The following is a 14,540-nucleotide window of genomic DNA, read 5'->3' on the forward strand; positions in this document are numbered from 1 at the left end:
GGGCGCGCAATCGAGAATCGAGAAGGAGCTGCAATGAAATACACCATCCACGCCACGTGCTCAGTCCTGATGCTGCCGTTCATGCTTGCGACGTCGGCAATGGCCGGCTCCGCCGATGTCGTCGTCGAAAACGCCTGGGCGCGGGCCTCGATCGGCACCTCCCGCCCCGGCGCAGCTTATATGGAAGTCCACAATGCGGGCGACGAGCCGGTCACGTTGACCGGGCTCCGAACAGATCTCGCCATGATGCCCGAAGTTCACCGGACCGCGACGGACGAGCAGGGTGTGAGCTCAATGTCTCCGGCGGGCCAGATTGTCATTGCACCTGGCGAGACCGTCGCGTTCGAGCCCGGCGGCCTGCATGCCATGCTGATGCAGCTTCAGCGCCCGATGGAAGAGGGCGAGACCTTTCCGTTGACGCTGACATTCTCCGATGGCGGAGAGACAACGGTCGAGGTGCCGATCCTCGGGATCGCAGCGCGCGGGCCGGAGGATTGATGCAGAGCAGATCAGTTCTCGGCTACGGTGCCGCGGCGCTGGGTGTGCTCGGGCTCGCTCTATTCGTCGGCTGGTGGCAGGTCGACGGCCCCGGAGCGCCTGTACCGGACGACGGACGGCCGTTGCCGCTCACCGCGATGGAGTTCGACCTCACCGATCACGAAGGACGTCCGGTTGGACCGGATACGCTGGTCGGGGCGCCCTCAATGGTCTTCTTCGGCTTTACTTACTGTCCGGATGTGTGCCCGACGACGCTTGCAGACATTTCCGGCTGGCTGGACGCCTTGGGAGGGGATGCTGAACAACTGAACGTTGTCTTCATCACCGTCGATCCGGAGCGGGACAATGTCGATGCGATGGCGGAGTACGTCGGCTATTTCCATCAGGCGATCCGTGGCTGGACCGGCCCGGAGCAGCAGATTGCTCTGGCGGTCGAGGGCTTCCGCGCGACCTACGAAAAGGTCCCGACTGACAGCGGCGACTACACCATGAACCACACGGCGAGCGTCTTCCTGTTCGACGCCGAGGGACGCTTCGTGACCACTATCGACTACCACGAACCGAGAGAATTCGCGGTTCCGAAACTCCGTCGTGCAATGAATGAAAAAGACGCAGAGGGGGCAACATGAGGTTGGGATACTGGGCGGCCGCATTGGCGATGGCGGGCGGCGTCTCGGTAACGGCAATTGCCTTGTCCAGTGTGGCGGCGAACGAGCCGGTACCATCGGGTTTGACCGAGGCTGGCCGCTGGCGCCCCGAGCCTTTCACATCGCCTGTGGAGGCGAACCTGGTGGTGCCCCACGCTGTGTCCGCGGTTTCAGCTTCGCCTACCAGTGCTTCAGCTCCGGCTCTCCCGACCGCAGCGGCGGCGAATGCTCCCTTGCCTGTGATCAAGCCGCCCCTCGCCGTATGGTCTCGTGAAATCGCCTCTGGGGATACGCTCGACGGTCTACTCGCCGAAGCCGGCCTCACCGGGCCGGACCGCGCGGAGACGTCGCTGGCGCTCGGCGCAGAATACGATCTGCGTCGCCTGCGTCCTGGGCACGTTCTGACAGTCGAGATGTCTGCCAATGGCAGTCCACGCCGCGTGGCGCTCGATGTGGACGAGGGCGTGCGGGTCGAAGCGACGTTCGGCGATACGCTCTCGACCCGCGTCGTGTCCCCCGAGCCCAAGATCGTGGTGTTGGCCGGCACGACCAAGATAGAGAGTTCGATCTTCGCCGCGCTAGAAGACACCGGGATACCGCCGCGTTTCGCGGTCGATCTGGCGCAGATGTTGGGGGGTACGGTGGATTTCCGCCGTGACCTCGGCGGGGGCGAGACCCTTCGCCTTCTGTGGCGCGAGGCGCGTGTCGAAGGCGATACCATAGGACAACCCAAGATCGCCTTCGCTTCGCTCGATTTGGGGGACGCACTCTACGAGGTTGTCTGGCCCGAGGACGGCACGGGTCGCGCCACGATGTACCTCAACGGCGAAGTGGTTCGCGTCTTCGCCGAGCCCGTGAAGGGGGCTCGGCTTAGCTCCGTCTTTGGTCGGCGAAAGCACCCCATCTACGGCAATGTGCGCATGCATACCGGCGTCGATTTCGCGGCACCGCGCGGAACGTCGGTGCGCGCAACGGCGCCGGGGCGCATCGCCTTTATCGGGCGTCGGGGCGGCTACGGGCGCGTTGTTGAAATCACTCACGGCACGGAGACCATGACCCGCTATGCACATCTGAGCGCTGTGCCCGACGGCCTCGCAGAAGGTCAGCGCGTCTTAGCCGGCGACACTATTGGACGGGTGGGGGCAACCGGCACGGCGACGGGGCCGAATTTGCACTACGAGGTGCGCGTGGACGGCCGCCCGACCGATCCACTTTCTGACGAGCGCCTATCGGAAGCCGTTGAGGGCGAAGCGCAAGGCGACGCAGGCCTGGACCGGCTGACTGAGGCGCGTGAGCGCTTGGAGGACGCGCTCGCCAGCGATCTTGCATCCAACACCACCGAAAGGCTCTGACCGATGGGAAAGCTGAGCACCGCGGTGACGACTGCCATCGCCCTTTTTCCTGCCGCCGAGGTTTTGGCAGAAGCGACCTCGATTGACGTGCGCAAGACCAACGGCTGTGGATGCTGCCTCGCATGGATGGAGCATCTGAAAGAGAACGGCTTCGCGCCGACCGGACAGGACATGTTCGGTGGCGGGCTCATTCGCTTCAAGTTCGACAATGCCGTGTCGCAGCGGATGGTATCCTGCCACACGGCGCTCGTGGATAGCTACGTGATCGAGGGACACGTGCCGGCGAGCGACATTCGCCGCCTTCCGGAGGAACGTCCGGAAGCCGTCGGCCTGGCCGTACCGAAGATGCCTCTCGGTTCCCCCGGCATGGATTTCGGCCAGCGACGGGAAGCCTACGATATCTTTCTTATAAGCGATGCCGGCTCGACTGAGGTCTTCGCAAGCTACAAAGGAAACTGATTAATGCCGCAAGCGCACACCACCGGCAAGGCAACCCTTCTGTTCGCGGGCCTGCTTACGCTCGGAGCCTGCACCATTCCTGTTGGCCAGACTCCTCAACCGGAGCCGGGGATCTCGGATGAGATGATGGCTCATTTGAGCGCCATGGCCGCCCCATATCAAAATGTGCAAACCGTAGAACTGCGGCCACAAGACGGCTGTTACTGGTACCGCCATGTCGGGCCGGTTGAGACAACAATGCTGCCACTCCGCACTCCGGAAGGGCGCCCGATCTGCACAGAGCGTGGGGCGCAGGCTGCGAGCTGACAGGATGTGTTTAGTACCCTCACGGCGGGCGATCCTGAATGACCGGCGGTGCCTTCAGCCCCCGTGGGCCGGGAGGGACGTGGGAGACTATCCCAACCGCCGTTCGCGTGGGCTCGCAAGGCGATCAACTATGCGCCGTCACGGGACCGTCGTTTTCAGCCGGATAGAGGACGGCTGTCACGCCGGTTTCGACCTGCTCATAGAGGTCGTTGATATGGGGCATGACCATGCGCACGCATCCCGAGCTCGAGCGGGAGCCGATAGAGCGTGGGTAGGGTGTGCCGTGGATCCGAAGGTAGGTGTCGCGATCACCGATATAGAGATAGAGCGCCCGCGAACCGAGCGCATTCTTCGGGCCGGGCTCCATCCCGTCCTCGTACTGCGCATAGGCTTCCGGCTCCCGACGGATCATGTTTTGCGTCGGCGTCCAGTGCGGCCATCTCACCTTTCTGCGGATCGTGTAGGTGCCCGGCTCGTAGAGCCCGCCCTCACCGATGGCCACACCGTACCGCATCGCCGTGCCGCCCGGCTCGATATGGTAGAGATAGCGTGCCGTGGCATCGACATGAATGTCGCCAGGCACGAGACCGGGCCGCGCCTCGACTCGCTGCGGCAGCAGTCGCGGGTGCAGACCCCAAGGGTTCGTCGTGGCCGGGTCGTAGTTCGCCGGCGTCACTTGCGCGTCCCAGGCGGCCTTCTGCTCCTCCGTCGGCCAAGTGTTTGCAAGAAGGGGGCCGGCGATCGGTGCGGAGAACATCGCGGCGGTCGTGGTGATAAAATGGCGTCTTGTGAGCATTGCGAAAGGTCACTCCCGGAAGTCTTTGGTTTTTCAGAGCTTCCTGGGAAGCCGTTGGCAAGAATAGACAAGACATCACCGAATGTCTTGCTCGGTCACATGGGTGTGACATCGCAACAGGTCACAGCCGAACATTGCTTCGCGAGCTGGTCCGTCGTGCAGGGATTTCGGGGCCGCGGGATGCGCGCCTCGCCACCTCATTCGATTTCAGTGTTTTATCAGGAGCGCCCATGATCGAGTTGTCTCCGATCGCGCTCGGCTTCCTTGGCAGCCTCGCCGCCGGTCTGATGACCGCGGTCGGGGCGGTCCCTGTGCTCTTTGGCCGGGTCCCGTCGCGTGCCACGCGGGACATGGCGCTCGGCTTCGCAGCTGGTGTGATGCTGGCGGCGTCATTCTTCTCACTGATCATTCCTGCGCTCGATGCGGCCGAGCCGATGTTCGAGAATGGTGCCATGCCGGCGCTAATCGTCTGCATCTCGATCCTGCTCGGCATGGGGGCGGTTGCGCTGATGAACGAGCGCTTGCCGCACGAGCACTTCAGGACGGGGAGAGAGGGACCAGAAGCCGCGTCGCTCAGGCGCGTCTGGCTCTTCATCATCGCGATCACGATCCACAATTTCCCTGAAGGCCTTGCCGTCGGCGTGGGTTTCGGTGCGGACGGGCTTTCCGGCGGCCTGCCGCTCGCTATCGGTATCGGGCTGCAGAATGCACCCGAGGGGCTGGCGGTTGCCGTGTCGCTCCTCGGCGAGGGCTACCCGAAGTTCCGTGCATGGGGCATCGCCGCCCTGACTGGTCTCGTCGAGCCGATCGGCGGGCTTCTCGGCGCCGGAATCATCACGTTGTCACAACCGCTCCTGCCTTGGGGTCTCGCCTTCGCCGCGGGCGCGATGCTCTACGTCATCAGCCACGAGATCATTCCCGAAACGCATCGCAGCGGGCATCAGAACCGTGCGACGCTTGGCTTGGCCGTTGGTCTGGTCCTGATGCTGTTCCTCGACGTCTGGCTGGGATGAGAGCAATGAAGCGTCCCACCTTTGCCTCAGCTGTTGCAGGCTGCATCGCTGTTGCAGCATTCGTAACCGATCAGGCAACGAAGGCGCTGGTCAGCGCCAATGCCGAAGCCCTTGCCGGCGGTCTCGGCGTCTTACCCGGCTTCAACCTCGTCCTTCATCGCAACTCCGGTGTCAGCTTCGGCATGCTCAGCGACGTGTCCCCCTTCATACTGGTGGCGCTCGCCTTGGTCATCGCCGCGTGGCTTGCGGTCCTCGCATTCCGGACTGAACGGTCAAGTGATGCCGTGGGATACGGGCTCATCCTCGGCGGCGCGATTGGCAACGTGGCAGACAGGGTGCGGTTCGGCGGCGCGACAGACTTTCTCGACTTCTACATCGGTGAGTCGCACTGGCCCGCCTTCAACCTCGCCGATACCGCGATCGTCTTCGGCGTGGTGGTGCTTCTGTTCTGGCCCCGTCTCCACCTCCGGGGACAGAACGAGGCCACTTGATCAAACGTCTCATGCGGATTGGTTCACAACACATCATCCGTCATTCGGTTCTGCTACATGGCGTCGGGGCTTTCATAGCGGGTGCTGCAGCGGTTTTGACGCTACCTCCCTTTTCGATCCTCGCACTCGGTCCCGCCGCCTACGGCGCATTGTTTTTGCTAGTGCGGGACCGCATCCCGTTGGTAGCCGGTGCGATTGGATGGCTTTTCGGCCTGGGCTATTTCGGCTTCGGGCTGTCGTGGATCGCCGAAAGCTTCCAGATAGAAGCCGAGCGTTTCGGCGCGCTCGCGATCCCCGCCGTTGCCGGGCTCAGCGCGCTCCTTGCGCTCTTTCCAGCCCTAGCTATGACCCTCTTCGTGCTTCTACGTCGACGTCGGCTTGTTGGCGGTGTGGTCGCGGCATTCCTGTTTGCGGCGTGCTGGGCCGGTGCGGAATGGCTACGCGGGCACGTCTTGACGGGCTTTCCGTGGAACCTTGCAGCCTATGCGCTGGCGGATTTCGATGCGCTCCGCCAACCCGCCGCGTGGCTTGGCAGCTATGGTCTGAGCTTCCTCGTTATCCTCGCCAGCGTGCTTCCGGCACACGCGATCCTCGCGAGAGGTGCATCCCGCTGGCTGACGCTCCTGTTCTTCGCGCTCGTCGTCGGTGGCCTCTGGGTCTCGGGTCAGGCTCGCATTTCTCGGCCGATGCCGGAATCCACCGGCATCTCGCTGCGCATCGTGCAGGGCAACGTGCCGCAGAGAGCCAAGTGGGTGCCGGGGAGCGCCCCTGCCACGCTTACGCGATACCTCCGGCTTTCCGCGCAAGGCGACCCCGTCGACGTCCTGCTATGGCCGGAGACGGCCTATCCGGGTTTTCTGGACGAGAACGAGGATGCGAAACGCCGCATAGCAGAAGCTCTTCGAGGCGGAAGGGTTCTGCTCACCGGCGCCCCCGACCGGACCGCACGGGGGGCGGAGCCGCGCTACTTCAACACGATCCAGGCTTACGACGGGTCTGCCACAATCCTCACAGGCTACGCCAAACATCACCTCGTGCCCTTTGGCGAATATGTTCCGTTCGGGGACTGGTTGTCGATGGACCGCCTGACCGCGGGGCTTGGTGACTTCACGCCCGGACCCGGGCCGCGAACACTCGCGGTCCCGGGTTTGCCGGTCTTGGCTGCTGCAATCTGCTACGAAATCATCTTTCCCGGCCATGTCGTCGATGATGAGATCCGGCCGGACTGGATCTTCAACGCCACCAACGATGCCTGGTTCGGGACGTCCATCGGCCCCGAGCAGCACCTCGCGTCGGCTCGGATGCGCGCCGTCGAGGAAGGGCTGCCGGTGATCCGCGCGGCGAATACAGGCATCTCGGCGGTGATCGACGCGAACGGGAGCATCATCCGGGCGCTCGGGCTGGAAAAGACGGAGATCATCGATGCCAGCTTGCCTGCGGCTTTGCCTGCGACGCTCTACGCCCGCGCGGGTGACTGGGTGCTTCCGCCTCTCGGCATCGCCGTGTGGCTGCTTGCGCTCGGACTGGATCGGCGTGCGTCACGCCGAAACGATTTTCGCCGTCTCATCTCAAGGAGGTCAGAATGATCATGATCGCAGCATTCGTCGGTGGTGCCGGATTGGGCGCCCGACTGGCAAAGAAACGTGGTGGAAACCGGCTGGACATCGCACACTACGCCACGGGTTTCGCCGTGGCCTTCGGGCTGCTGTCGCTCTTCGTAATTATCTTTCTCGAGCGTATCGCGGCATGAGCGCGCGACGCCTGACCGATGCCGCCATCATTTGTCGCGGACGGCTTGCCTTGCAAGGCGTGGCCCGTCGTGGTGCCACACCATCGACTAAAAAGGGCGACTTTCGACAATGCCTGAGACCGAGCCCGATAACATGCCAATGCCGCGCGCAGCGGTCCGCCCGTCAGCTATGGCGCGTCGATGGTCACTGTTCCAAGCTCGACCGCCTGCCACCAATCGGCAAGGCTAAATCCAGGCCTATGTCCGAGGCGCTCCGTCGCAGTGACTCGAGCCGTGCCGGTGCGCCGATGGTGTCGCGCAGGAACGACAAGGCTCCGGTGATGCGTAGATGACGAACATGCTCTCCTTCGATCCCCTCGGGGCGCAGCTTTCTCCGGCATCGCTTCTCGTGATCGCCGCGCTGGCTGGGCTCTACATGCGAGGTCTCGCGCGGCCGAGGCGCCTTCGCCCGCAAACTGCTCCCTGGCAAGCCGGGCTCTTCTTCGCCGGTCTCGGGTGCCTGCTGCTGGCCTTCAATGCGCCGCTTTCGCCACTCGGTCACTCGCTCTTTTCCGTCCATCAGATCAATCACCTTCTTGTGCGCCTTCTCGGGCCTCTGCTGATCGTTGTCGCGCAGCCATGGGGCGTCTGGACTGCGGGAGTGCCGCGGAATTTGCGACAGCAGATCGACGCTCTGTCGCGCCAACCGCTCGTGCGCGCCTTGCGAAGCCCATGGAGCGCAGCCGCTCTGCTCGTCGCTACCCTCTACGTCTGGCAAGTGCCGGTTGTATTCGGTCTTGCGCAGCGGGTCCCGTCCGTCGAGTTGACGGCGCATCTCGGCATGGCCGCGGCGGGGCTCTGGTTCTTCACGTTGCTGCTCGATCCGCGCGATCCCCCCGAGGGGATGCGACGTGGCGCGCGACTGCTCTGCGGGATCGTCGTCATCGTCTCGAATATCCTGCTGGGGTCGCTGATGACACTGAAAGAAGTCGTGCTCTACGGCGCGACAGACCCGGGCGCCGGCTTCACACCGCTGACAGATGAGACCATCGGGGGCTACACAATCTGGGTGCCGTCCTCGATGATCATGATCGCCGCCATCGTTCTGGTGTTCAACGGCTGGAACCGGGCCGAGGAACGCCGCTGGAACGCGCGTCATACGTTGATGCAGCAGTCGAACTCGGCCGCTCTCGAATTTCCCGAAACTGCCCAAGAACTTCGGCTCAAGGTCACGCGGCCCAACCGTGACCTAGGCCGTACGCTGGCCGTGGCGGCGCTTTCGATGTTCGTCGTCGTCATGGTGACGGCTATCACCGTGGTGTCACTTGGGTGAAGGCATGAAGGCTTGCCGCGCCTCGCGAGCCAACCGTCACTTGCCCCCCGGATGATGGAATGCCGGCGCGTCCGCTACACATTCGCCGACGTCAGTGGCCATGCGCCAGCACGCCCTCGGCCATTCGATCGCCCACTCTTTTGCCATCTTTCGGTGTCGGGGCCTCCGACGTCGCGCGTAGCAGCCGCAAGGCATTGGCGACGACCAGCAGCGAAACGCCCACATCGGCCGCGATCGCGCCACACATCAAGGCGATCCGAAGACTTCACTGCGCTAATCACGAACGACCGCATTTGTGAGTGTGGCGCGGCGTGGAAAGATGCCGCAGCACAGCATGCATGCTTCCGCCAACGCACACAGCGAGAACTTGGCACTTCCGCAACGGGCTCGCTACCGACCTTCGCTGCGCCAAGCCTGAACGGCAGCTCTTTGTGATCCGCAAGGGCATCGAGCGTTCCGATATTTAGTGTCTCCACGCTCGATGCCCTTGCTAACGTCCGGCTAGGACGTTGACCAACACCACACGGTAGATATTTCTCGAAGGTGAGAAGCGATCCTGTTCCTCTCCGGGCTACCGGTGCGCCTTGAAAAAAAGCTGGCGACGACATTGCGACCGATTATTCGAGTGCGCTAGGCTCCGTAGAGCAGCACAGGCAGGGATGCCGATGGCTGCGAAGGTGAGGCCGGGGCCCGTAAGGGTTCCGGCCGATCTGCTTCTGAGCCTCGGGCGATTGCTAGTGACACGCGCTTCGCTCGGACAGGCCGATCAAGCTACCGACGATGTTCAGGTGTCCTTCGCGGTACTTCTTCGTCATCCCGCGCAGATACCCGCCGGGTGAGCTGACTTCGGGTGCTGGGCCGGTTGATTTCGCGTCAGTGATGAGGACGCACCAAGTGGCAGTCTCTTCGCCCATTGTTGCTACGGCGTCGGTCCATGCGGACGAACTAATACCAAGCTCAGGAAGTCGATGCTGTGCCGCAACAGTGAAGTCGTGCAGGTGCAACGTCGATCGACCCTGACGGCGTATGTCCAGGTGCATCCTCATATCTTCTGAGGCGAGAGGTAGAAAATGCTGTAGGGGTATCTTGGAGAGGATTTCGGAGTTGTGCGCTCGCTCGACGCCTTCATCATCTTTTTCTTTGCAGGACGAGACGCCGTTAGGCGGATCGTCACTTGATGTAGAGTGTGCGGACTTGTCCGCACTCGTCTTATCGCTCGCGTTACAGACTACGTTAATAGAATCTTGGGTTGTATCTTGTATATAGGACCGCTCGTTTTCATGCGGTTCGGCGCTCGATTCTGGGCCTGATTGAAGAAGATCCAAGGCCGCAGCGCATAGAGCATCGGCGTCAGCTTCATGGTCCGCCAGATCTTCGAGCGGCATCCGGTGCAGTCGGTCGTGAGAGGGCCAGTCTTCGAAAGACTGCATAATCGCTGTGACCTCGGCGCACTGCCCGTACCTCTCGATCAGCTCGGCCAAGCAGCTCTTGATATGACGTAGGTGGGAGCTGCGCAGACCACGAAGCCGACCATGTTCTCGGCGGCGAGCCTCGATCTCGTGACGCATGGCGATGAACTCTTCGACGCGGGCAATTGCTACGGAAAAGAAAACACCGCAATTAGCGTATCCGGAGCGGGCGCCGTTCGCCATGGTACGAAGCTCGATCAGCCCGGCGCGTTGAAGCTCACGCTCATGCTCGCGGATGCGGGCAGCAGTTTTGTGAAGCTCCTTGGCGATTTCAGTCTGGCTTTTGTAGCAGCAGGGCTCGTCCTGGGCGCTCTTGAATGCCGAGGGGCGTGTTGTGCTGACCATTGCCCGGAACGTCGCGAGGGCGGCATTCCCAACCCCTAAGACTGGGGCTACGGCGTCGATGAGGGCGATGAAGCCGTCACGCTCCATGCCTTTGGGGAGGGTAGGTTTGAGCCCGCGTTGCCGGGTGTCCGGCAGGGCGTCGGTAACGTGCATTGGTTCTTCCTCGCATGGTGAAGGCGAGGCGGCCGCAGGCGTATTTCACCCGTTCGCACGAGTGCGTTTTTTGCTTGCCTGCTCTGTTGGGAAGCTGATAGAACCAACTGTAACAGCACAGTCCTTCGGGTTTGCCGACCCTAGGTTCTTAAAAGCTCCCCGTTGAAGGTTGCCGCCTTCGCGGGGTTTCGCTTTTCTGGGGGTGTGCCTGCTCCTCTCGTTCTGCTCGCGACTCTGTGGTCGCATTGTTATGTTTGAGACATACAGGGTTTCGATGCACCTCGCAATTCTGGTGGCACGCCACGCGCGCGGTACAACGATTAGTAATTCACCTGCTCATAGCCGAAGTTGCCCTGGTAGTCGGACCATTCCACGAAGACAGCACGGTTGTTGACGGTCGGGCAGTGATCGCCCCAGCGTTCGTCACCGACGTAAGCGTCGGGCAGGTCCGAAGGCTCGCCACTCTGCCAGTAGAAATCGCCCTGCAAGCCGTAGCGTCCGATACGAACGTCTTCGTAGCGAAGGCAATATTCGTCGTCATCCCCACCGGCTTCGCGCTGGTGGAGGCGTTCGACACTGTAGACCGTGATGGAGCGCACAAAGTCGAAGGCCGGGTCGCTGATGTCGATGTCAGCTATGCCGTTGTCGGAGGTGTAGTCATCCGCGATCCGGTGCAGGAGCGCGTCGCCGTCGAAGTCCCCTTCGGTAGCACGGGTCAGGATGGCCGGAAGTGGCTCATGGCTGGGTGCCCGCATTGGACGTGATTGAAGGGGGGCAGCATCCGCGTCAAAGGCGATCTCATAGAGCCGTTGTGATGGTGCCTTCGTATCGTCAGGACGGAAGGCAACGCCCATCGGACAGCGCCAGATTTGGAGCGGGGGTTCAATGGGCCAAGGCGTGATGCGCCGGATGAACTCTGCCCGAGCGGCCGTGCAAGGTGCTGATGTGGGCCAGCCGCCAGACAGGCAAAGAAGGATCGCGCAGTCGATCTGATATGCGCGGGCCGGCGGCGCTGTCAGTGCGAGGCCTGCTGTGACGCTCGCTGCAACGGTTGCGGCAGTGCTGAAACGATGTTGCATTGGTCAAGCTCCCGCTGACGTTCGGGGTCAACTAATCACATCATTAGCGGAAACGTCCAGTCACTATCATGCTCAAAACATAACTTTTGAACGACCTAGTTATTCCCAGAGCGTAGGCGCTCGTAGTCTTCCAGCGCGCTGTCGATCTCATCGCGCACGGTTTCTTCGGCGGCTTGCAAACATTGGAGGTAGCGTTGTGCGTCGGTGAAATAGTCCGAGAACTCCATACCCAGCTCGTCTCGATATTCCTCGATCACGTCATCAGGAAGGTTGGGGTCTGATGCCGGAGGGGGCACGCAGTCGAGAGCCGTCGTTTGGGGGAGACCTGGGCTGGCTGAAACCACGGCGCTGACGGCAGACGCTAAGAAGATGCGGGCGATTTGTTGAGCCTCCTGTAGAGAGTGGACCGGGACACTCCGACAAGGCGCGCAGCGGCTGTCGTAGAGTATCCATTTGCAATAGCTGTCTCGGCTTGGGCGAGCTTCGCCGGCGTCAGGACGGTCGGCCGTCCTCCAATACGGCCTTGAGCGCGTGCTGCGGCTAGGCCGGAGGCGGTGCGGTCTCGGATAAGATCGCGCTCGAACTCGGCCAAGGTGGCGAACAGATTCAGAGCAAAGCGGCCTTCGGCGGTGCTGGTGTCGATGGCTTCGCGCAGGGAGCGAAAACCAACCCCGCGCTCTCGGTAGCCTGCCACCCGTAGAACAAGGTCTGGGACAGAGCGGCCGAGCCGGTCGATCCTTACAACAACGATAGTGTCGCCTTGCCCGGCCAGGGCGTCCAAGCGCGCGAGCTGAGGCCGCTCGTCCTTCGCACCGGAAATCACGTCCTCGAAGATGAGATCGCATCCGGCTTGCGTGAGGGCGTCGCGCTGGCCTTGCAGGTTCTGGTCCCGCGTCGAGACGCGGGCATAGCCGTAGGTAGTCACAGGGAGTCTCACTTCTTACGGGTTTTGAGATTCGTCCCAAAAGGGCTGGTAGCGACGGGTTTTGCAACAATTTTCGGCGCGTCCCTCAAACGGAGGTTTTTGCTTAAGCGGCCTTGAACTGCACGTAACATATGTATCATACACGGGCCATACGCTCTAGGAGCGCGAAATATCTTACGTGTTTGAAAGTTATGTATTGAACCGAGGCATATTTCTCGCTACCCCGAAGTTGTGTAAGCCTGCCCCCCGTCGTTTCGACAAATCGAAGGCTCTAGGGGCGAGGCAAGCAAATGAGAGAAGTTTCACCAGTGATAACGCTTGCGGGATTGCGGGAAGCCCTAGAAGCCGGAGGAACGATTGAAGTCGAATGTATAGAAAAGCCTGAGAGGCTGAGTAATCAGTATCGCGGTAGCTGGAAATTCTATGTTCTGGCTGACGTTAAGGGCACTCAACATCGACTTCTTCTGGTGCATGGCAGGGATATAAAACCGAAGATCGTCCGAACGCTTACTGGCCTGTATTCGTTCGCTGCTGATCTAGGAATCTCCCCGATTTCCGTTCCGCGTCACGCTGATGAGCGCGCGGTATGGAAAGTCTATGAGGACACTGAAAAAGACTAGTACGCTCTTCTCAATTGCTGCCCTCGTCTTTCATGCGAGCGCGAGCAATGCAGAAGTAATTGACCTTGGCGGGTCGAATAACTCGGGACGGGTTACGTCCTCGGTTCTTGATTTCGGAAAACCTCGGGAAACGCCTCAAGAGGCGGAACCAGCGGCGGTCGCACCGGCCTCGGTTGCGCCGTCGCGGTCGGGGCTAGGTGGTCGGCACGGGACGCCTCAAGTCGAGCGTCTGATCTCGACCGTCGCCCAAGAGTATGCGCGGCATCCCGGTCTTCGGCGGGCAGGCATTTCCCCTGTCGAGTGGGTTGCCCTGTTCCGCGCCAATATCGCCATCGAGAGCAATTTTCGGCAGTCCGCCAGATCGCATGTCGGTGCGATTGGGTTGGGGCAGCTCATGCCTGGGACTGCGAAAGTTCTCGGTGTCGATCCGCATGACCCTCGGGAAAACCTAGAAGGGTCCGCGCGGTATCTCCTTACACAGCTTCAAAAATTTGGATCGGTCAAGTTGGCGCTGGCCGCCTATAACGCCGGTCCAGATGCCGTCTCCCGGTATCGGGGCATCCCACCGTACCGGGAGACTCAAGGGCACGTTCGCAAAGTGCTCGAAGTCTACTTCGCAACCACCGGTAAGGAAAGCACATGAAATACCTCCAAGCAGAGCTGTCGAAACGGCTGGGGAGCATCAACTGGAAAGGTCTGGTCTATCTGCTCCCGGTCTTCGCGGTGATGGCTGAGCCGGCGCTGGCTCAAGACCTCGATCCACTCGAAAACATGCTGCAAACGGTCGTGGACGCACTCACAGGTCCGATCGGTCGATTGATCGCGATCCTCGCTGTCGTCGCGGCTGGCTACATGATGTTCACCGGGCGGCTGAATTGGCCGCTATTCCTCGCGATATTCTTCGGCGTGGTTCTGGTGTTCTCGGCGGCGACGATCATCGACGGCTTCGCAACTGCAACCTGATCCAGAAAGGCCCCTCGGTCCGAGGACCGGGGGGCTTTGTCTTTAAGGGACATGCCAATGCAAGAGACACCGCTTTTCCTCGGTCTTACTCGGCCTCCCAAGTTTTTCGGTCTGCCCGTGGGCTATTTCATTGGACTAGCCCTTGGGACGGTAATTCCGTTTGTCGGCCTTGATGATCCGCGGTTTCTCGCAATCGGGATCATCGCCTACCCGCCATTGTGGCTCGTAGCTGACCGCAACCCGCATCTGTTCGAGGTGGTCGCAGGTGTTTTCTCGACCACTCCGCGCACGAAAAACTTCAAGATAAATGGGGGCAATCGCTATGTCGCGTAATCGCGTTGCCGCTCTGTTTCAGGACAATC

General features: G+C 61.6%; 18 protein-coding genes. 12 read left to right on the forward strand and 6 right to left on the reverse strand.

Annotated elements, in window-relative coordinates:
* The first annotated feature begins 69 nt into the window (after positions 1-69).
* The 4 genes from F3H57_RS20805 to F3H57_RS20820 are packed head-to-tail and all read left to right on the forward strand — an operon-like array spanning position 70 to position 2,956.
* Positions 70-498: a copper chaperone PCu(A)C gene (locus F3H57_RS20805; RefSeq protein WP_223163182.1), complete on the forward strand. Its 429-nt coding sequence runs from the start codon at positions 70-72 to the stop codon at positions 496-498.
* Positions 498-1,127: an SCO family protein gene (locus tag F3H57_RS20810; protein WP_149758663.1), complete on the forward strand. Its 630-nt coding sequence runs from the start codon at positions 498-500 to the stop codon at positions 1,125-1,127. Before F3H57_RS20805 ends, F3H57_RS20810 begins: the two co-directional genes overlap by 1 nt.
* Positions 1,124-2,497 carry a M23 family metallopeptidase gene (locus F3H57_RS20815; protein ID WP_149758665.1) on the forward strand — a complete coding sequence of 458 codons (1,374 nt, stop codon included), beginning with the start codon at positions 1,124-1,126 and terminating at the stop codon, positions 2,495-2,497. Before F3H57_RS20810 ends, F3H57_RS20815 begins: the two co-directional genes overlap by 4 nt.
* Before the next feature lie 3 nt (positions 2,498-2,500).
* Entirely contained in the window at positions 2,501-2,956 is a 456-nt protein-coding gene (locus F3H57_RS20820) for a DUF411 domain-containing protein (RefSeq protein WP_149758667.1), read from the forward strand.
* 430 nt (positions 2,957-3,386) lie between these two features.
* Here F3H57_RS20820 and F3H57_RS20830 read toward each other — a convergent pair whose 3' ends face one another.
* Positions 3,387-4,058, reverse strand: coding sequence for a L,D-transpeptidase (locus tag F3H57_RS20830; RefSeq protein ID WP_043843762.1), 672 nt, complete (start codon positions 4,056-4,058; stop codon positions 3,387-3,389).
* Between the two features lie 230 nt (positions 4,059-4,288).
* Here F3H57_RS20830 and F3H57_RS20835 point away from each other — a divergent pair, with 230 nt between their 5' ends.
* From F3H57_RS20835 to F3H57_RS20850, 5 genes are all read left to right on the forward strand, one after another.
* Entirely contained in the window at positions 4,289-5,071 is a 783-nt protein-coding gene (locus F3H57_RS20835; protein WP_043843764.1) for a ZIP family metal transporter, read from the forward strand.
* A 5-nt stretch (positions 5,072-5,076) separates the two neighbouring features.
* Entirely contained in the window at positions 5,077-5,562 is a 486-nt protein-coding gene (gene lspA, locus F3H57_RS20840; protein WP_149758669.1) for a signal peptidase II, read from the forward strand.
* Between the two features lie 11 nt (positions 5,563-5,573).
* Entirely contained in the window at positions 5,574-7,148 is a 1,575-nt protein-coding gene (gene lnt / locus F3H57_RS20845) for an apolipoprotein N-acyltransferase (protein ID WP_149758720.1), read from the forward strand.
* Positions 7,145-7,312 carry a hypothetical protein gene (locus F3H57_RS22380; protein WP_188129783.1) on the forward strand — a complete coding sequence of 56 codons (168 nt, stop codon included), beginning with the start codon at positions 7,145-7,147 and terminating at the stop codon, positions 7,310-7,312. Before lnt ends, F3H57_RS22380 begins: the two co-directional genes overlap by 4 nt.
* 337 nt (positions 7,313-7,649) lie before the next feature.
* A complete protein-coding gene (locus F3H57_RS20850) occupies positions 7,650-8,624 on the forward strand; it encodes a cytochrome c oxidase assembly protein (protein WP_223163180.1) in 975 nt (324 codons plus the stop codon).
* 91 nt (positions 8,625-8,715) lie between these two features.
* Here F3H57_RS20850 and F3H57_RS22385 read toward each other — a convergent pair whose 3' ends face one another.
* From F3H57_RS22385 to F3H57_RS20865, 5 genes are all read right to left on the reverse strand, one after another.
* Positions 8,716-8,871, reverse strand: a complete 156-nt coding sequence (locus F3H57_RS22385; protein ID WP_188129784.1) for a hypothetical protein — start codon at positions 8,869-8,871, stop codon at positions 8,716-8,718.
* A gap of 487 nt (positions 8,872-9,358) precedes the next feature.
* Entirely contained in the window at positions 9,359-10,591 is a 1,233-nt protein-coding gene (repC, locus tag F3H57_RS20855; protein WP_149758673.1) for a replication initiation protein RepC, read from the reverse strand.
* A gap of 320 nt (positions 10,592-10,911) precedes the next feature.
* Entirely contained in the window at positions 10,912-11,670 is a 759-nt protein-coding gene (locus F3H57_RS20860; protein WP_149758676.1) for a hypothetical protein, read from the reverse strand.
* 95 nt (positions 11,671-11,765) lie between these two features.
* Positions 11,766-11,927 (reverse strand): hypothetical protein, encoded by a 162-nt coding sequence (locus tag F3H57_RS22390; RefSeq protein ID WP_188129785.1) that lies wholly within the window; start codon positions 11,925-11,927, stop codon positions 11,766-11,768.
* Positions 11,928-12,031: 104 nt separating this feature from the next.
* Entirely contained in the window at positions 12,032-12,595 is a 564-nt protein-coding gene (locus tag F3H57_RS20865; RefSeq protein WP_149758678.1) for a recombinase family protein, read from the reverse strand.
* Positions 12,596-13,192: 597 nt separating this feature from the next.
* Between F3H57_RS20865 and F3H57_RS20870 the strand changes: the two genes are divergently transcribed.
* From F3H57_RS20870 to F3H57_RS20880, 3 genes are read left to right on the forward strand one after another with little or no spacing between them, the layout of a single operon-like run.
* On the forward strand, positions 13,193-13,858 hold the full coding sequence (locus tag F3H57_RS20870; protein ID WP_149758680.1) for a lytic transglycosylase domain-containing protein: 666 nt from the start codon (positions 13,193-13,195) through the stop codon (positions 13,856-13,858).
* On the forward strand, positions 13,855-14,178 hold the full coding sequence (locus tag F3H57_RS20875) for a TrbC/VirB2 family protein (RefSeq protein WP_149758682.1): 324 nt from the start codon (positions 13,855-13,857) through the stop codon (positions 14,176-14,178). The genes F3H57_RS20870 and F3H57_RS20875 overlap by 4 nt, the downstream gene beginning before the upstream one ends.
* Before the next feature lie 57 nt (positions 14,179-14,235).
* A complete protein-coding gene (locus F3H57_RS20880) occupies positions 14,236-14,511 on the forward strand; it encodes a type IV secretion system protein VirB3 (RefSeq protein ID WP_223163181.1) in 276 nt (91 codons plus the stop codon).
* Positions 14,512-14,540: the final 29 nt, after the last annotated feature.

Origin of the sequence: Roseivivax sediminis (assembly GCF_900112685.1) — a bacterium.
In the GTDB taxonomy this organism is placed as follows: domain Bacteria; phylum Pseudomonadota; class Alphaproteobacteria; order Rhodobacterales; family Rhodobacteraceae; genus Roseivivax; species Roseivivax sediminis.